We start from the raw sequence: 17,955 nt of genomic DNA, 5'->3' as shown, positions 1-17,955 counted from the left end.
CAGCAAATATCCACATGGTTGTCCACAGCTGTGCACTAATGTACGGCTGCCCGCGGTGACGCCACCCGCGGGATCGCCGTATGCCGACGGGACGCCTCCACCTCCGGTGAGGACACCCGGGTGCTTGCACCGTTCCACCTCGGCGAAAACCCGGGAGGGGCACGCTAACAAGCCCCGCTCGTTGCCACAAGACGTCCTCGTACGCAGCATTTCACGGTGTACGGCGGGTGGCCATTCGATGCCCGCGCGTCGTCGGCGCTCACTCTTCACGTACTGTCGCGGTCCGTGGTCGAGGGGGTGCCTGCCGGGTCCGGGCGGTGGGTGCGTACCCTCGTAAGGTCTCCCGTATACAGCGGGGGCGTTTCGCGTGCCCACGTTGTCGTCGCTCGACGTGACGAGGCCACACGTTGGTAGGAGACACCAAAGACTGCCGTGCGTCAGCACGACACGCCAGGAACGGGTCGAACCGTCCCCGGCGGCCGAGAAACAGGAGAAGTTAGTCGTGAGCAAGGGTAAGCGCACCTTCCAGCCGAACAACCGCCGACGCGCCCGGGTCCACGGATTCCGGCTGCGGATGCGGACCCGCGCCGGCCGGGCCATCCTGGCGGCTCGCCGTCGCAAGGGCCGCGGCGCGCTGTCCGCCTGATCCGGCCGCCGTCGAGGGACGTCGTGCTGCCGGCCGCCGCGCGGTTGCGGCGCAGTGAGGATTTCCGTGCCGTGATGCGGCGTGGGGTCAAGGCAGGCAGGCGCCGCCTCGTCGTCCATGCGTTGACCACGGACCCGCCCGATGCCGCCGAAGCGGCTCGGGCGGGTTTTGTGGTGAGCAAGGCCGTGGGCAATTCGGTGGTCCGCCACCGGGTCACCCGCCGATTGAGGCATCTCGTCTCCGCCAGGCTCGGAACACTGCCGCCGGGCAGCTCGTTGGTGATACGGGCACTACCTCCGGCCGCGGCCGCGTCCAGCGCGGAACTCGGCTCGGACCTCGACGCGTCGTTGCGACGCCTCGGGCTCTTCGGGCACGCGGGGCAAGCTGTCGTCGCCGGAAAGTCCTGTCAGGCGCGACCTCCCGACAACGGATCAGCGGTGTAACGGCATGCGAGCCACCGAGAACGAGACCACCGAAGACGCCCGGCCCGGCCCGGTGGCATGGGTGCTGCTCCTGCCCGTCAAGCTGTACCGCAAGGCGATCTCTCCCTTTCTTCCTCCGGCGTGCCGGTTCTACCCGAGCTGTAGCGCGTACGCCGTCGAGGCACTGACCCGGCACGGCGCCGGCCGCGGTGGCTATCTCGCGGTCCGGCGTCTGCTGCGCTGTGGCCCGTGGACCATGCCCGGCCGCGACCCGGTACCCGAGACGTTCTCGTGGCGCCACCGCCGACCTGAAACACCGATCGAGGAGTAGCTCAGTGCTCGACTTCATCTACTACCCCGTGTCCTTCATCTTGTGGTGTTGGCACAAGGTCTTCGGGCTCGTGTTCGGTGAGGCGAACGCGGTCTCCTGGGTGCTGGCGATCATCTTCCTGACGTTCACGGTCCGCGGCATCATGTTCAAGCCGTTCGTGAACCAGGTCCGGTCGATGAAGAAGATGCAGGACTTCGCGCCGGAAATGAAGAAGATCCAGAAGAAGTACTCCAACGACCGGCAGCGCCAGGCGATGGAGATGCAGAAGCTCCAGAAGGAGCACGGCGTCAACCCGCTCGGTAGCTGCCTGCCGATGCTGCTTCAGATCCCGGTCTTCATCGGTCTGAACCACGTCCTGCGGATGTTCACGATCAACCCGTACGGCGGCCCCAAGACCGAGAACTACTTCTTCGACGAGGCCGGGGTCAAGTCCTACGTCAGCGCCAAGCTGTTCGGGACCAACCTCGGTGACGCCATCTACACCGGTGTCGACATGGTCAGCGGCGGCAACGCGGCGACCGGCTTCCACTGGGGTGTCGCCCCGGTCGCGATCCCGCTCATGATCGTCGCGAGCATCGCCACGCACCTCACCGCGCGGCACTCGGTCCAGCGGCAGAACCCCGAGTCGGCCACCCCGCAGACCGCGATGATGAACAAGCTGACGATGTACATCTTCCCGCTCGGCGTCCTCATCTTCGGTGCGCTCTTCCCGATCGGTCTGCTCTTCTACTGGCTCGCCAACAACGGCTGGACCCTGATGCAGCAGCGCCTCGTCTACACGAAGATCGACAAGGAAGAACAGGCCCGCAAGGAAGCCGAGAAAGAGAAGCGCGCGAACCTCGGCCCGAAGCCCGGCCAGAAGCCGACCGCGCCCCGCCCCGGCCAGAAGCCGGTCCAGCAGAAGAGGAACAAGCCGTCCTCCGGTGGACAGGTCAAGAAAGCGGGCTCGCCCCACGGCTTCGCCCAGACCGCCCCCGTCACCGCGGAGAACAAGGACGCCAAGACCGCATCAGCCGAGCCGTCGACCAACGGCTCGAAGGAGAACGGCGCGGACGCGACCGAGCTCATCTCGGACTCGACTAAGAAATCGGGCCGGAAGCGTCGCTGACGCCGATCCGGGCCGGAGAGGAGACCAGTAATGGCGGAGACGATCGACACGATCGACGCCGAGGAGAACAGCGCGCCCGAGGTCCAGGACGCCGCTGAAGAGACCACTCGCAAGGGAGGTGTCGACGACGACGTCCTCGTGAAGGAGGGCGACATCGCCGGCGACTACCTCGAGCGGCTGCTCGATCTTTTGGACTACGACGGCGACATCGACCTCGATGTCGAAGCGGGTCGCGCGATCGTCAGTATCGACGGTGGCGAGGATCTGGAGAAGCTCGTCGGCCCGCGCGGCACCGTGCTGGAGGCGCTGCAGGAGTTGACGCGCCTGGCGGTGCAGCAGGAGACCGGCTCGCGGAGCCGGCTGATGCTGGACATCGCGGGCTGGCGCGCCGACCGTCGTGAGGAGCTTCGCGAGCTCGGTCGCTCGACCGCCGAGACGGTGGTCTCCTCCGGTGAGCGTGTCCGGTTGCAGCCGATGAGCCCGTTCGAGCGCAAGGTCGTACACGACGCGGTCGCTGCGGTCGACGGGGTCAAGAGCGAGAGCGAAGGCGAGGACCCGAAGCGCCGGGTCGTCATCTTCCCCGCCTGACGGTTACTCGACAAGAAGCGGCCCGCCGGTGATCCGGTGGGCCGCTTCTTCGTGTCCGGGGTGAATGACAGGCGTGGCGTTTCACGTGAAACGGGCGAGCCGAGTGGAGTTGTCCACAACTTCGGTCTGTCTCCCCGTATTGCGGTCGGCGTCGTGGACAATCAGTGGAGCGCGTTTCACGTGAAACGGCGTCGAGGGTTGAGGAGCAAGAGTGGGCTTGGACGGGGTCGCCGCATCGGTTCGGAATGCGGCGTCAGCAGTATTCGGAGACCGCGTCGAGCAAGCCATCGGCTACGTCGAACTTCTGGAACAGCATGGCGTGGAACGCGGCCTGATCGGGCCTCGCGAGGTCGACCGGTTGTGGGAGCGCCACGTCCTCAACTCCGCGGTGATCGGGGAACGCATTGCCGACGGCGCCCGCGTGGTGGACGTCGGATCCGGCGCGGGGCTTCCGGGTGTACCGCTCGCGATCAGTCGACCGGACCTCGATATCGTTCTGCTCGAACCGATGGCCCGTCGGGTCGACTGGCTGGCCGAGGTTGCCGAGAAATTGGATCTTCCCCTTACCGTCGTCCGCGGGCGCGCGGAGGAGCGGCAGATACGTGAGGAGCTCGGTGGCGCCGATGTCGTCACCGCCCGGGCGGTCGCACCGTTGGCCCGGCTCGCGAACTGGTGTCTCCCGCTCGTGCGTTCCCAAGGTGCTCTGGTCGCCCTCAAAGGAGCGAGCGCTGGAGAGGAAATCGAACGTGATCGCGTCGCCGTCCGCAAGGCCGGTGGCGACGAGCCGGAAGTCTTCGAGTGCGGTTCCCAGGTGCTCGAGGTTCCGAGCACGGTCGTCGTGATCCACCGCCTGCCGCCGAAGCAGTCCCGACCACGCGGCAGACGCAACTGACCCCGGTTCCACGTGAAACAACGTGGAACGACTCCCCCGTCTAATACAGAGGAGGCTCGAGACCGGTGACTCCCCCGCCGTCCGACCCTGCGAGCACCGGCCAGGAACTCGGCTGGACGCCCATCGCCGAAGAAGCCGTGCGTGCCGCCAGCGTGCTGCACCCCAAGGAGGGGGCGCTCCCCCGACCGGCTCGTCGGCGAGTGCTGACGGTCGCCAACCAGAAGGGTGGCGTCGGCAAGACCACCAGCACGGTGAATCTCGCCGCCGCCCTCGCCGTCCACGGGCTGAAGACGCTCGTGATCGACCTCGACCCTCAGGGCAATGCGAGTACCGCGCTCGACATCGACCACCGGTCGGGCACCCCCTCGATCTATGAGGTGCTGATCGGCGAGGTGTCGCTCGTCGAGGCAGCGGCGCAGAGCGAGCAGTCGTCCAATCTCTACTGCGTGCCCGCGACCATCGACCTCGCCGGTGCCGAGATCGAACTCGTCTCCATGGCGTCTCGAGAGATGCGGCTCAAGGAGGCGCTCTCGGCCGAGATCCTCGACGAGATCGGCGTCGACTACGTCTTCATCGACTGTCCGCCGTCGCTCGGCCTGCTGACCGTCAACGCGATGGTCGCCGCGCAGGAGGTACTGATCCCGATCCAGTGCGAGTACTACGCGCTCGAAGGTCTGGGGCAGCTGCTGAGCAACATCGAGCTCGTCCAGGCCCACCTGAACCGCGAACTCAGCGTCTCCACGATTCTGCTCACCATGTACGACGGCCGGACGAAGCTCGCCGATCAGGTGACGAACGAGGTCCGGAACCACTTCGGGGACACTGTCCTCAAGACGGTCATCCCGCGCAGCGTGAAGGTGTCCGAGGCACCCGGCTACGGGCAGACCGTCCTCGCGTACGACCCGGGTTCCCGTGGCGCCATGAGCTATGTGGACGCGGCGAAAGAGATCGCACAACGGGGTGCGGAGATGAAGGAAAGGAGCGGTACGGCATGAGCGAGCGCAGAGGGGGGCTCGGGCGCGGGCTCGCCGCCCTGATCCCCACCGGTCCGCCACCGGGCTCTGCGGCCCCCGCCGAGAACGGCTCCGCCAAGGTTTCCGTTCCCCCGGCCAAACCCGCGGGGCCGGACGACAAGGGCTGGTTCGCGGCCAACGGTGAGGCCGGTGCGCACGGCGGCAACGTCGCCGGCGCGGTCTACCGCGAGGTCCCGGTCAGCCAGATCAAGCCGAACCCGAAGCAGCCGCGGCAGGTCTTCGACGAAGACGCGCTCAACGAGCTGGAGCATTCGATCCGCGAGTTCGGGCTCATGCAGCCCATCGTGGTCCGGGAGCTCGGCACCGACGAGTACGAACTCGTCATGGGTGAGCGGCGGCTCCGGGCGTCTCAATTGGCAGAGCTCAAGGTGATTCCGGCGATCGTCCGCCAGACCGCCGACGAGGCGATGTTGCGCGACGCGTTACTCGAGAACATCCACCGCGTTCAGCTCAATCCGCTCGAAGAAGCGGCCGCGTATCAGCAGCTGCTCGACGAGTTCGCGGTCACGCACGAGGAGCTGGCCGGCCGGATCGGGCGCAGCCGCCCGGTCATCACGAACACGATCCGCTTGCTCAAGCTCCCCCTCGCGGTCCAGCGACGGGTCGCCGCCGGTGTGCTTTCGGCGGGCCACGCGCGGGCTCTGCTCTCTCTTGAGGACGCCGACAGCCAGGAAGAGCTGGCGACGCGGATCGTCGCGGAGGGCATGTCGGTCCGTGCGACCGAAGAAGCCGTCACGCTCAAGAAGAGTGAAAAGCCGGCTAAGCCGAAGCCCGCTCCCCGCAAGCCGATCCAGGCGCCCGGGCTCCAGGAATTGGCGAACCGGCTTTCGGATCGGTTCGACACTCGCGTGAAAGTCGATCTGGGCCGCCGCAAGGGGCGGATCACCCTCGAATTCGGCTCGGTTGACGATCTTGAACGCATTGTGGCGCTCATGGATCGAAACCAGGCAAATCAGACACGGGAAACCGATTAGGGATCACCCCAGGTCGTTTTGTCACGGTGACGATAGCTGTCTGCTCATAGCTCAGTGACCCTGTGTGCTCGAACTGGCGGAAGCGTGCACCTGCTCTTCGGTGGTCGAAATCCTCGCGCGGTGGTCTTCGACTGCGACGAATTGCGCGCGGCGAGGTCTGCCGTTCGGTCCGGATGAGCAAGCGTTGGTGATCGGCGTGCGCACGTTGGTCGAACTGACCGCTGTCGCCGTCGCGAGCAACTCGGCCCGAGCATTGCTGGAAGCCGCGCTCCTCCGTGGCGGGCTTTCGGAAATGTTTCCCGTGAAACTGCGTGACCGCGCCGAAGCCCGACCCGGAGATGTATCTGACCGCATGCGGCCTCTTGACCGTCGAGTTCGCCGACGCGTTGGCGTTCGAGATTTCGATGACCGGTCTCCGGTCGGCGCGGGCGGCTCGCTGCGCGACGAAGGATTGCTGGCGTGGGTACGCGGCCGGCCACACCGGCCCAGCACAACCGGGGGCGCAGTGTCGACGCCGTAGCCCGGAAACGAAAAAGGGACTCGCCCGCACCAGGCAAGTCCCCTTCGTCGAGCCAGGCTCAGCTGGTGCGGGCGATCGCTCGTCCGACGAGACCGGCGAAGACCGATCCGAGGGTGGCTCCGGCCGCTTCGATCGCGACCGGGACGATCGAGGTCTCGGTCAGGCCCGGTGACAGGTTGACCGCGAGGAAATACACCGTGCCGTCTTCCGCGACCACGGCGTCGGTACGGGAAATGTCGCGAAGCCCGAGTTGCCGGTGCACGGCGACCGCCAGTTCGCCGACCGCCTTGGCGGCGTCGTCGGGGATCCGCGCGGGGGTGAAGAAGTCGGTCAGCCCGGCGGTGTAGCGAGCGGTGTAGTCGTACACGCCGCTCTCCGGCACGATCTCGACCGCGGGCAGGGCCTCCGGACCTTCTTCGCCTTCGATGACCGTCACGGCGACCTCGACGCCGGAGACGAACTTCTCGGCGAGGACGGTGTCGCCGTACGCGAAGCAGCCGACCATCGCTCCGGGCATCTCCGCGGCGTCCTTGACGACCTGGGCGCCCAGCGCCGAACCACCCTGGTCCGGCTTGAGGATCAAGGGCAGGCCCAGGGTGTCGACCATCGCGTCCAGTACTGCTTGCGCACCGAGTTCGCGGAACGTGCTGTGCGGCAACACCACCCAGTCCGGCGTGGTGAAGCCCGCGTCGGCGACGAGCGCCTTGGCCGTCGGCTTGTCCCACGCACGGCGGCAGCCCGGCGAACTGGTGCCGACATACGGTACGTCGAGCATCTCCAGCACCGTCTGCACCGCGCCGTTCTCCCCTTCACCGCCGTGAAGGGCGACGATGGCCGCATCGGGGCGTCGGGTGCGAAGGCGTTCGAGCAGGCCCGCGTCGGTGTCCCACTCTTCGACGATGAGCCCTTCGGCCCGCAACGCGACCGAAAGCCGGCGCCCGGAGCGGAGAGAGACGTCGCGTTCGTGGGAAAGTCCGCCTGCGAGTACGGCAACGGTGCGGTCGACCACCGAGGACTCCTTTTGTGCTTGGGGACGTCCGGCCGATCAGACCGTGTCCGGAGAGGGGTTCTGCGGCCCCGAGATCGAGCGTGGGCTCACGTTACCGAAGGTACGCGCCAAGTCCATTTCGGACTCGAGCACGGCGGCGAGGCGCCGGACGCCTTCGCGGATCCGCTCGGGTGTCGGGTAGCAGTAGGAAAGGCGTAGTTGCCTGCTGCCGAATCCGTCGGCGTAGAAACCCGTTCCGGAGGCGTACGCGACCCGGGCCGTGACGGCTCGCGGCAGCATCGCCTTCGTGTCCACGCCTTCGGGGACGGTCATCCAGACGTAGAACCCGCCGTCGGGTTTGGTCCAGCTGCACCCGGCGGGCATGTGCTGATCGAGCGCGGACAGGATCGCGTCCCGGCGCTCCCGGTAGTTCTCGCGGAAGGTCTTGATCTGACCCATCCAGTCATGGGTTGCGAGGTATCGCGACACGATCAACTGGTTGAGCGTGGGCGGACAAAGCGTCGCGGACTCGGCCGCGAGTACGAGTTTCTCCCGGACGGCGTGCGGCGCGAGCACCCAGCCGACCCGCAGGCCGGAAGCGAAGGTCTTCGAGAACGAGCCCAAATACACGACGTTGTCGGGGTCGATCGAACGGAGCGCCGGGTACGTCTGACCGCTGAAGCCGAGCAAACCATAAGGGTTGTCTTCGACGACGAGGATATCGTTCTCGCGGCAGATCTCCACGATTTCGGCACGTCGCTCGACGGCCAGCGTGACGCCACCGGGGTTGTGGAAGTTGGGGATCGTGTAGAGGAACTTGACCCGGCGGCCCGCCTTCCGGGTCTCCGCGAGCGCGGCACGCAGCCCCTCGGGGACCAGGCCGTGGTCGTCCATCGCGACGTGGACGACGTTCGCCTGATACGCGGCGAAAGAGCCGAGCGCGCCCACGTACGAGGGACCCTCGGCGATGATGACGTCACCCGGATCGCAGAACAGCCGGGTGACCATGTCGAGCCCCATCTGGGAGCCGACCGTCACGACGACGTCGTCCGGATGGGCCTTGATGCCTTCGAGGGCCATGATCTCGCAGATCTGCTCGCGCAGCGACGGAACGCCGTGCGCGGACCCGTACTGGAGCGCGACCAAGCCCTCTTCGGCGATGAGTTCGCCGACCTGCGCGGACAACGTGTCCAACGGGAGCGCGGCGAGGTTCGGCATCCCGCCGGCGAGCGACACCACCTCGGGGCGACTGGCGACCGCGAACAGGGCCCTGATCTCGGAGGCAGTCATCCCGGCCGTACGCGCGGCGTAGCGGTCGAGATGAGGGTCGAGGTTGTGTCGGCCGGACTCCGGCCGGACAGGGCGATTCTCGGTCATCAGGCGCTTCACCGTGCTTCGAAGTGGACATAGTCGCTACCGACTGGTAGTTCCATCGAGTGTAACCACCCTCCCTTGAGGGGCCCTGGCCTTCCGGTGTTCATCACATCGGCCTATCCTCGGTCAGGTCCCCGTCAGTGAGTCCTGCTCGGGACAGGGCTGCGTCGGGTGTCGTCGTTCAGGGAGGTTGTCGGTGTCGCGTCGCGTCGTGGGCGTAACCCTGGACAACCTCGAGCATCTGCCCAAGAGCTGCCGCCGTTGCGTGTACTGGGAGCTGGCGCCGCACATGAAGGCGCAGGCCGAGGAATACGGCGCGACGGAGGTCGAAAAGGAAGCCTGGGTTTCCAGCGTGCTGCTGGAGTGGGGTTCCTGCGGCCGGATCGTCTACAGCGACACCTTGCCCGTCGGTTTCGTGCTTTACGCCCCGCCGAACGCCGTGCCGCGTTCGCAGGCTTTCCCCACTTCTCCGCCCGGCCCGGACGCGGTTCTGCTGACCGCCTTCCAGATCCTTCCCGAGTTCCGAGGTGGCGGACTCGGCCGGATGCTGGTGCAGGCCGTCGCGAAGGATCTGACCAAACGTGGAGTCCGCGCGATCGAGGCCTTCGGTGACGCCAAGCCCGAAGAGGCCGATCCGGACGGCGGGCACAGCTGCGTGCTGCCCGCCGCGTTCCTGCAGAGTGTCGGCTTCAAGACCGTACGGCCGCATCCGCGGTGGCCGCGGCTGCGACTGGAACTGCGGTCGGCGATCTCGTGGAAGGAAGACGTGGAAGCGGCCCTCGAACGGCTGCTCGGCCAGGTCTCCATCACGACGGCCGAGCCGAGCATGGGTCGCGCCTGACTCCACCGTCTTCCTGGACGGTGGTCTTGCTGTTCCCAGCGCCTGAGTGAGCCGCTTTAGCAGAGTTTCCGGATGTGCGCAGCAGCCATCCCCCACCCTGGGGACAGCTGTGGGTAACCCGCCGAGTTATCCACAGACCGCTGATAGGAGCGGTGGAAAATCTGTGGATGGGTAGGCTGGACCTGGGGACGCCCCCCGGGAAGGGCGGGGGCTGCGCGCGGGGTGGGGCTAGGGGTGGCGTGGTCCGGCGGCAGGGGACACAACCGGTTGTGTCGAGGCTGCCGGCAGCGGGTCGTGCGGGTGTGGAGGACTGGCTACTCCGCTTTGGCGAGTTCGTGGGCCAGGACGTCGGCGAAGGTGAAGGTGCCTGTCGGCTGGTCCCCTTCACCGAGAAGGTACAGCCGCTTCACGGCGACCAGGATGCCTTCGGCGACGACGTCGCGGAAGGCCGGGTCCGCCAGTTTGCGGCTGTCTTCGGGGTTGGTCAGGTAGCCGATCTCGATCCGCACGGCGGGGCAGCGGGTGCGGGTGAAGATCTCCCAGGTCTTGTAATGCGTGCGGCAGTCGAGCATGCCGGTGCGGGCGGCCAGTTCGCGCTGGATGAAGCCCGCCAGCAGCTCACCGACGGTCGACGTGGTGCCGTTGCCGGTACCGAAGTGGAAGCTCGCGACCCCCTGTGCCTTGGGCGAGGGGTTCTTGTCGTTGTGCAGCGAAAGGAACAGGTCCGCGCCCGCCTCGTTCGCGAACTTCGCCCGCTCGCCCTCGGTCGGGCTCTGGTTAGGGCCACGCGAGATCAGCGCCTCCATGCCCGTGGCCTGCATGCGGCCTTCGAGCCGCCGGGCGAGATCCCAGGCGATGTCCGCCTCACGCAGACCGCTCGCCACCACACCGAGGTCCTCGCCGCCGTGGCCGGGGTCGATCACGATGCGCTTGCCGCGCAGCCGAGGGCCCGCCTGCCGCACCTGCTCCTGCTCGCGCAGGAAGACGGGGCGGCCGCCGCGGGCCCGCGGCGAGGAGAGCCGGTGCAGTTCGCGGATCGTGGCCGGGCCGCACATGCCGTCGGCCACCAGGCGCATGTCCCGCTGGAAGGTCTTGAGCGCGCGTTCGGTCTGGGGGCCGAAGTGCCCGTCCGGGCGGCCGGCGTCGAAACCGAGTTCGGTCAGCCGCTCTTGCAGCGCGAAGACGTCGTCGCCCTGCATGGGGGCGGAGAACATGTAGGTCAACGGGCGGCTGCCGAGGTGGAAGCCGGCGCCGCGAAGCGCTTGGTAGGTCGCCGGACCCACCAGACCGTCGGTGATGAGCCCACGGCGCTGCTGGAACGCCCGCACGGCATGTTCCATCGCCGTGTCGAAAACCTCGTACTCCCCGGATTCGGTCACCGGCGGGAGCAGCTCCATCGCCGCCAGCGTGGACCTGATCTCGGCGACGTCCGGTCCGGCGTCACCGCGGCGGAGTACCCGCATGCACTCCTCGCTCTTCCCTTTGGGGCACCGATCGAGCTCGATGCGCGACTGTGAAAACCCTGCGGGGCGAACCCCGGTGCTCTATTGTGCCCTGTGAACTCTCGGTGAGCGCGGAGGCCCGGTCGGTCCGTCAAGCGGCCGTTCGTGGAACGCGTCCCGGCGTTCCCGTAACGATGTGATTTACCCCGTCTGCCGAACGACGAAACCCGGAGCCTGGGCAGGCCCCGGGTTTCGGCAGGTGAAACGCGAGATCAGAGGACGTCGGCGAGATCCGACAGCAGCGCGGCCTTCGGCTTGGCGCCGACGATCTGCTTCACCGGCTTGCCGCCCTGGAACAGGATCAGCGTCGGGATCGACATCACCTGGTAGTCACGCGCAGTGTTCGGGTTGGCGTCGATGTCGAGCTTCGCGATGGTCAGCTTCTCGCCGTTCTCCGCGGCGATCTCCTCGAGCACCGGGGCGACCATCTTGCACGGACCGCACCAGGTGGCCCAGAAGTCGACCAGCACGGGCTTCTCGCTCGTCAGCACGTCGTCGACGAACGTCTTGTCGGTCACCGTCACGGTGTTGGCCATGGTGTCTCCTTCTGGGTGGTGAAACTCCGGTGCGGGCAAAGTCAGTTGATGGTGGCGCCGTAGCCGCCGCCGACCAGCTCAGGGGTTTCCTGGGCGGTCTCGACGCCGGCGTGCTCCGCGAGCCATCGTTCCGCGTCGATCGCCGCGGCGCAGCCCGAGCCCGCGGCGGTGATCGCCTGCCGGTACGTGCGGTCGACCAGGTCGCCCGCCGCGAAGACACCGGGAAGGTTCGTGTACGAGGTCCGGCCCTGGGTGAGCACGTAACCGTCCTCGTCGAGGTCCACCTGACCGCGCACCAGTTCGCTGCGCGGATCGTGACCGATCGCGACGAAGAACCCGGTGACGTCCAGCTTCGACTCCTCGCCGGTCACCGTGTCCTTGAGCTTGAGGCCCTCGACCTTGCCTTCACCCTCGACCCCGGTGATCTGCTTGTTGAGCGCCCACTTGATCTTCTCGTTCTCGCGGGCACGCTCCAGCATGATCTTGGAGGCGCGGAACTCCTCACGACGGTGGACGATCGTGACGGACTTGGCGAACTTCGTCAGGAAGGTCGCCTCCTCCATCGCGGAGTCGCCGCCGCCGGCGACCACGATGTCGTGGTCACGGAAGAAGAAGCCGTCGCAGGTGGCGCAGGCCGAAACACCGCGGCCGAGCAGCTCCTGCTCGCCGGGCACGTTCAGGTAGCGGGCCGCGGCGCCCATCGAGAGCACGACCGCGCGGGCCGCGTAGCGGTTGCCGTTCGCGACGACGTACTTGACGTCCCCGGTCAGCTCGACGGACTCGACGTCCTCCTGGCGCAGATCGGCGCCGAAACGCTTGGCCTGCTCGCGCATCTCTTCCATGAGGTCGGGGCCCTGGATGCCTTCGCGGAAGCCGGGGAAGTTCTCGACCTCCGTCGTCGTCATCAACGCACCGCCGAACTGGGTGCCCTCGAACACCAGCGGTTCGAGCTGCGCTCGTGCCGCGTAGACAGCGGCGGTGTAACCCGCAGGACCCGATCCCACAATGATCAGATTCCTGATCTCCTCGGCAGCCACCCGTGACCTCCGCTCGTAGTGACCTGTTCACCAGGCTCAACACGATCGTAGGGGCCGGTGTTCCCGTGGTGACCGGCGCTACTTTCTCCCGCCGTGTGCACCGGCGGAGATCCGACCTCTAGCGCCGCTAGAAAGCCGGCGCGACAGCAAAGGTCCCTCGCTCCCCCTGAACTGGGGCTGGTGGGGAGCAAGGGATCAGTGAGGTTTCGGTCGGCTACTTCTGTCCGATGATTTTGTCGAACAGGATCGCCGGGTTGCCAGGGCCGCAATCGGCCCCGAAGGCGACGATGCGGAACTGGGCGAGTTTGCCTGTGGTGTAGATCGCCATCACACCGTCCTTGCCCGCGACGTTCACCGGCCGGATGCCCTCCGGCCGGACGTCCGCGTCCATACCGGCCGCGGCGACACAGGCGTCGAGCCGCTCTTCGGTCTTCAGCGAGCCGAAGTCGCGCACGCCGATCGCCTTGCCGACGAGCGCTTCGGCTCCTCCGCCGTCTCCGCCGACCGAAGGGCCGGTGGGGGTTGGAGGTGGCTGCGCGACGCCGCCCGGTGTCGACTGCTGCGTGGTGGGCACGACGATCGCGACGGCGGCGATGGCCGCCGCGGCCACGGTCGCTATCCCGGCGCCCCAGCCGATCCGCTTGTTCCGCCGCCGCCGTGCGGCCGCGAGGTCCACCACCGGGGCGGCCTGTTCCCGCGGCCCTTCAAATGCGCCTTGAAACGCAGGCGACACTCGCATCTCGGCGGCCAGCGCGGCGTCGAGCCGGGCCGCGAACTCCGCGGGCATCGGAGCGACCGGCTCGTTCGCGAGTTCCGCGAGGTCGGCTGTGGTCGCTTCAAGTGCTTCGATGATCGCCGATGCTGCGGGGTCGGCGTTCACCAGCGGCCACAGTTCGGCCGCCTCTCGCTCGTCCAGCACACCCGCGTGCAGGTCGGCGAGCACATCGACAGACCACGGCGGACCGACGGTCCCACCGATCCCCCTGCTCTCGTCTGTCATCGTCCCTCCCCGTCACCCGGCGTGCCCTGAGGACGCCTGGCACCCCGTTGCGGGGTAGCGCGCTCTCGTTTGCTTTCGTGAGTTGGGACGTTCGCAATCGCATCGGGGTTCCGTAGATGTCCGAGAACCTTCGCGAGCTTTCCGCGACCTCGGGCACATCTGCTCTTGACCGTGCCTTCCGCGATACCGAGCATCTTCGCCGTCTCGGCCACGGAGTATCCCTCCACGTCGACCAACACGATCGGGGCACGTTGCTCTTCGGGGAGCTGGTCGAGAGCTTCCTTGACGACGAGGCTCGTCTCACGCTCGGACATCGAGTCCCGCGGGGAGGCGGGTTCGTTGAACTGCCCGGTCTCGGGCAGCGGAACGGTCGGCCTGGCCTTGCCCCGCCGGATGCGGTCGAGGCAGGCGTTGACGACGATGCGGTGCAACCACGTCGTCACCTGCGATTCTGCTCTGAAATTGCCCGCTGCTCGGAACGCGGAGATGAACGCGTCCTGCAGGGCGTCCGCGGCTTCTTCCGGATCCCGCAAGGTGCGCAGGGCCACCGCCCACATGCGGTCTCGATGTCGCTGGACCAGTTCACTGAACGCGCGCGGGTCGCCGGCGGCATGCGCCGCGATGAGATCCGCGTCCGTTGGAGCTGCAGCTGTCACCCGGCAGAGCCTACTGACCCCGTGCCTTCGGTCACCCCGCAGGCAGGAAGGTCAGCTCTTTGAGTTCGGTGACGAACTTGCCACCGTCGTCTTCACCCAGCTGAGTGATCCAGATGATGAAGTACTGGCCCTGCTGAGGCTGCTGCAAAGCGATGGTCGACTCGCCCGCCGCGAGATCGCCGGTGCCGACGACCTTGGTCTCGTCCAGCTTCGGGTTCTTCTCGTCGGCGGAGCGGATCTCGACCTTCGAGCCGGGGCTCGCCGAGTCGATCTTGATCTGGCTGAGGTTGACCGGGTCCTTGAAGGTCACGACCAGGCCGACCCCGTCCTTGAGCACCGGGAACTGCTTGTCGTACTGGTCGGTCTTCCACGCAGTGCCCGCGTCGCCGTCGGTCGCGTTCTTGGCGCGGCCGGGGCTGTCGCCCTTGCCGCCCGGGTTGAACACGGTGACGACGGACGGCTTCACCGCGGCACCCACGACCGGGGACGGCTTCTGCTGGGCGGGCGGTGGCTGCTCGCCTGGGGGCGGCGCGACCTGCGAAGACGAGGGCGCGGCGACGTTGATCTGCGGACCGCTGGACTTCGATTCGCCCTGGAACAGGTTGATCAGCATCATCCCGCCCCAGGCGAGGATGACCACGGTCGCGACGACCAGCACGGTCACGCCGAGCGCCAGCTTCTTGCGCCGTGCGACGTCCTTGACCGGCTTCTTCGTCGTCCAGACCGTGCCGTCCGGCTCGACCGCGGCCTCTTCCTCGCCGACGGCCTTGATCAGCTGCGTGCGCTCTTCGGCTTCGGCGACCTGGTCCAACACGCGCAGAATCGCCGCGCTGGTGCGGATGCCGCCGTGACCGCCGTCCTCGATGGTGCGGACGGCGAGCGAGGACAGCTCGACCGGGACCGTCGGGACCAGCGAACGCGGCGGGACGACGCGGCCGGTCGGCGCGTGCGGCGCCGCCGGGATCGCGGCGGGGCCGCCGGGAAGGGCCCAGCGGCCGGTCAGCAGCAGGTACAGGACCGCGCCGAGCGCCTTGACGTCGTCGCGGAGGGTCGCTTCGGGCAACGGGCCCGGAAAGGCGAGCTTCAGCGCGCCGTCCGGGGTGAGCCGCAGGCGCTGCGGATGGTCGAGGCCGAGGACGAGACCGTTCTGATGGGCGTGGTCGACGGCTTCCGCCAGCGCCTGCACCATCCGGGCCGCCGCGGCGGGCGCCACCGGGCGCTGCGCCACCAGGTCGACCAGGTCGCTGCCCTTGGTCCATTCCGCCACTACGACCCCGAGCAGACCTTCGCTCGAAGTGACGCCGCTGCCGAGGCTCAGCACGTCGAGGACGCGCGCGACCCCGCCGTGGCCGAACTTCGAGGCATGCGCGGCACGCTCCAGCGTCCGGCGCGCGAGCCTCGCGGCCTCCGCGTCCGCCGGATCGCCGACCAGCAGCGTCAGCGCCACATCCCGCTTCAGCTGTCCGTCGCGCGCTCGCCAAAGATGCGCGGCGGCTCGTTCGTCCACCCCGAACTGTGCGAGCAGGCGATACCGGCCGTCACCGACGACCCGGCCAGGGGCCAGCGACCCGCCTTGGGCCCGGATGCCCACCTGGCTCGCCTCCCCTGCCTGTTCGCTCCGTCTCGTATCCACCGCACTCTCCCGCGTAGCTCCCGCCCCGAGGGTACCCAGAATACGACCCCTGGACGCGCGCCATCCGTGCGTGAATCGTTATCGGCGCTTGATCAACCGGGTGATCCTCGCCGTGGCGGGCCTCAATTCCTCCACCTTCAGGGCCATGAGCACGCCGAACGACACCACGATCCCGACCACCGTCTGCAGGAGAAGTTTCACCCAGGCATGGAAAGTAGGCCCGAACGAGTCAGGAACGATCTGCCCGGCGAGCCAGGCCGCGCCGACTCCGAGCACACTCGCGACGACCGTGAAGAGGATCACCCCGAGAACTCGCTTGCTCCGGAGATTTCCGAGGGTCACCCACAGCCAGACCTGACCGAGGATCGCGCCGACGACGAAGGTGAGGCCGTTGACCATCATCACGCCGAGCACGATGTTGTCCGGGGACAGCAGTGCCGGGCACAGGTACAGCAGCGGCACCTTCACCACGGTCATCACGATCATGATCAGCACCGGCGTCCGCGCGTCCTTCATCGCGTAGAACACCCGCATCTGCAGCATGACCAGCGCGTACGGCAGCAGCGCGAACGCGGAGATGGCCAGTGCCTCGCCCATCCGCGACGCGTTCTCGACCGTGCCCTTGCCCAAGGTGAACAGCGCGATGCCGACCGAACCGCCGACGATGGTCATCACCGCGGAGATCGGCAGGAGGGTCACCGTCGAGATGCGCGACGCGTAGGAGAGGTCCCCGATCAGTTTCTTGTGGTCGCCGTCCGCGGCCGCGCGGCTCATCCTCGGCATGATCGCGGTCAGCAGCGACACCCCGATGACGCCGTACGGCAGCTGGAAGAGCAGCCACGCGTTGCTGTACGCGGTCACGCCACCCTGCGAACCGCTGGTCAGCACCCGGGTCGTGATCGTGTAGCCGACCTGGCTGACCGCGACGTAGCCGACGGTCCAGAGCGCGAGCCCGCCGAACTCCTTCATGCGCTTGTCGATGCCCCAGCGCCACTTGAACTTGAACCCGGACCGCAGCAGCGGCGGAATCAGCAGGACCGACTGCGCCACGATGCCCGCCGTCACGCCGAGACCCAGTGTCAGCAGTTTCGGGTCGGTGATCGACACCGGATCGGTCGAGATGTTCCCCGGCATGATCCACACCACCAGAATGGTGAAGATGACGACCAGGTTGTTGATCACCGGAGCCCACGCTGTGGGGCCGAAGATGTTCTTCGCGTTCAATATCGCCGAGAGCAGCGCGAACACGCCGTAGAAGAAGATCTGCGGCAGCAGCAGGTACGCGAACGCGGTGACCAGGGCTGGATTGGCGTCACCGTTGTCGTCGACGTAGAGCTTGGTGATCAGCGGCGCGGCGACGACCGCGATCGCCGTCCCGGCGACGAGCAGCGTGCCCGCCACCGTGACCAGCCGCTGCGTGTACGCCTCGCCGCCGTCCTTGTCGTCCTGCGACCGCACGAGCAGCGGGACCACGAGACTGGAGAGCACGCCGCCCATCAGCAGTTCGAAGATGATGTTCGGCATCGTGTTGGCGACGTTGAACGAGTCGTTCTCCACCTGGGCGCCGATGGCCGCGACCAGCAGCAGCTTCCACGCGAAGCCGGTGATGCGGCTGATCAGCGAGGCGATCGCCATCCGGCCGCTGGACTTCGCGATCGACGGCGCCTTCGCCGGGGCGGCGACGTCTTGCTCGCCCGTCTCCCCCGGCCTGGGTTTGACCAGCGGCGCGTCCTTGATCGCCGGCATGACCTGCGTGGCGAGCTGGTCGTAGGGACGCAGGACGTCGGGGTCGGCGACCGGCCAGCGCGATCCCATCGGGACGCCGGGCGTGCGCGGGATGAACCGCGTCGCGTCGGGCTCGTCATGCCGGTCG

18 protein-coding genes are annotated in these 17,955 nt (G+C 67.5%); 9 read left to right on the top strand and 9 right to left on the bottom strand.

Annotated elements, in window-relative coordinates; genetic code table 11:
• Positions 1-502 precede the first annotated feature (502 nt).
• The 8 genes from rpmH (at position 503) to P3102_RS37740 (ending at position 5,995) form a co-directional block, all read left to right on the top strand.
• Positions 503-646 carry a 50S ribosomal protein L34 gene (gene rpmH, locus P3102_RS37775; protein WP_005154511.1) on the top strand — a complete coding sequence of 48 codons (144 nt, stop codon included), beginning with the start codon at positions 503-505 and terminating at the stop codon, positions 644-646.
• Positions 647-669: 23 nt separating this feature from the next.
• A complete protein-coding gene (gene rnpA / locus P3102_RS37770) occupies positions 670-1,089 on the top strand; it encodes a ribonuclease P protein component (protein ID WP_276365476.1) in 420 nt (139 codons plus the stop codon).
• A gap of 4 nt (positions 1,090-1,093) precedes the next feature.
• The gene (gene yidD / locus P3102_RS37765; protein WP_276365474.1) at positions 1,094-1,399 is read left to right on the top strand and encodes a membrane protein insertion efficiency factor YidD; all 306 of its coding nucleotides are present in this window, start codon (positions 1,094-1,096) and stop codon (positions 1,397-1,399) included.
• Between the two features lie 4 nt (positions 1,400-1,403).
• Positions 1,404-2,507, top strand: a complete 1,104-nt coding sequence (gene yidC, locus P3102_RS37760) for a membrane protein insertase YidC (protein ID WP_276365473.1) — start codon at positions 1,404-1,406, stop codon at positions 2,505-2,507.
• A gap of 30 nt (positions 2,508-2,537) precedes the next feature.
• A complete protein-coding gene (locus tag P3102_RS37755; RefSeq protein ID WP_276365471.1) occupies positions 2,538-3,095 on the top strand; it encodes a R3H domain-containing nucleic acid-binding protein in 558 nt (185 codons plus the stop codon).
• 211 nt (positions 3,096-3,306) lie between these two features.
• Positions 3,307-3,987 (top strand): 16S rRNA (guanine(527)-N(7))-methyltransferase RsmG, encoded by a 681-nt coding sequence (gene rsmG / locus P3102_RS37750; RefSeq protein ID WP_276365469.1) that lies wholly within the window; start codon positions 3,307-3,309, stop codon positions 3,985-3,987.
• 65 nt (positions 3,988-4,052) lie between these two features.
• Complete coding sequence (locus tag P3102_RS37745) at positions 4,053-4,982, top strand: ParA family protein (RefSeq protein ID WP_276365468.1); 930 nt, start codon at positions 4,053-4,055, stop codon at positions 4,980-4,982.
• The gene (locus tag P3102_RS37740) at positions 4,979-5,995 is read left to right on the top strand and encodes a ParB/RepB/Spo0J family partition protein (RefSeq protein ID WP_276365466.1); all 1,017 of its coding nucleotides are present in this window, start codon (positions 4,979-4,981) and stop codon (positions 5,993-5,995) included. The genes P3102_RS37745 and P3102_RS37740 overlap by 4 nt, the downstream gene beginning before the upstream one ends.
• Before the next feature lie 578 nt (positions 5,996-6,573).
• On the opposite strand, the gene P3102_RS37735 is transcribed toward P3102_RS37740, so the two are convergent.
• Both P3102_RS37735 and P3102_RS37730 read right to left on the bottom strand, forming a co-directional pair.
• Positions 6,574-7,524 carry a D-alanine--D-alanine ligase gene (locus P3102_RS37735; RefSeq protein WP_276365464.1) on the bottom strand — a complete coding sequence of 317 codons (951 nt, stop codon included), beginning with the start codon at positions 7,522-7,524 and terminating at the stop codon, positions 6,574-6,576.
• Between the two features lie 36 nt (positions 7,525-7,560).
• Entirely contained in the window at positions 7,561-8,880 is a 1,320-nt protein-coding gene (locus P3102_RS37730; protein WP_276365463.1) for a PLP-dependent aminotransferase family protein, read from the bottom strand.
• A 193-nt stretch (positions 8,881-9,073) separates the two neighbouring features.
• On the opposite strand from P3102_RS37730, the gene P3102_RS37725 reads away from it, so the two are divergent.
• A complete protein-coding gene (locus P3102_RS37725) occupies positions 9,074-9,718 on the top strand; it encodes a GNAT family N-acetyltransferase (RefSeq protein ID WP_276365461.1) in 645 nt (214 codons plus the stop codon).
• 314 nt (positions 9,719-10,032) lie between these two features.
• Here P3102_RS37725 and P3102_RS37720 read toward each other — a convergent pair whose 3' ends face one another.
• The 7 genes from P3102_RS37720 to murJ form a co-directional block, all read right to left on the bottom strand.
• On the bottom strand, positions 10,033-11,181 hold the full coding sequence (locus tag P3102_RS37720) for an N-acetylmuramoyl-L-alanine amidase (protein ID WP_276365460.1): 1,149 nt from the start codon (positions 11,179-11,181) through the stop codon (positions 10,033-10,035).
• Between the two features lie 251 nt (positions 11,182-11,432).
• Positions 11,433-11,756 (bottom strand): thioredoxin, encoded by a 324-nt coding sequence (trxA, locus tag P3102_RS37715; RefSeq protein ID WP_007032253.1) that lies wholly within the window; start codon positions 11,754-11,756, stop codon positions 11,433-11,435.
• 41 nt (positions 11,757-11,797) lie between these two features.
• The gene (gene trxB / locus P3102_RS37710) at positions 11,798-12,793 is read right to left on the bottom strand and encodes a thioredoxin-disulfide reductase (protein ID WP_276365456.1); all 996 of its coding nucleotides are present in this window, start codon (positions 12,791-12,793) and stop codon (positions 11,798-11,800) included.
• A gap of 214 nt (positions 12,794-13,007) precedes the next feature.
• The gene (locus P3102_RS37705; protein ID WP_276365454.1) at positions 13,008-13,793 is read right to left on the bottom strand and encodes a hypothetical protein; all 786 of its coding nucleotides are present in this window, start codon (positions 13,791-13,793) and stop codon (positions 13,008-13,010) included.
• Complete coding sequence (sigM, locus tag P3102_RS37700; RefSeq protein WP_276365453.1) at positions 13,790-14,449, bottom strand: RNA polymerase sigma factor SigM; 660 nt, start codon at positions 14,447-14,449, stop codon at positions 13,790-13,792. The genes P3102_RS37705 and sigM overlap by 4 nt, the downstream gene beginning before the upstream one ends.
• A 31-nt stretch (positions 14,450-14,480) precedes the next feature.
• Positions 14,481-16,040: a protein kinase family protein gene (locus tag P3102_RS37695; protein WP_276371551.1), complete on the bottom strand. Its 1,560-nt coding sequence runs from the start codon at positions 16,038-16,040 to the stop codon at positions 14,481-14,483.
• 120 nt (positions 16,041-16,160) lie between these two features.
• Positions 16,161-17,897 (bottom strand): murein biosynthesis integral membrane protein MurJ, encoded by a 1,737-nt coding sequence (gene murJ / locus P3102_RS37690; RefSeq protein WP_276371549.1) that lies wholly within the window; start codon positions 17,895-17,897, stop codon positions 16,161-16,163.
• Positions 17,898-17,955: the final 58 nt, after the last annotated feature.

The organism is Amycolatopsis sp. QT-25 (assembly GCF_029369745.1).
In the GTDB taxonomy this organism is placed as follows: domain Bacteria; phylum Actinomycetota; class Actinomycetes; order Mycobacteriales; family Pseudonocardiaceae; genus Amycolatopsis.
This window is presented reverse-complemented; position numbering and strand designations above follow the sequence as displayed.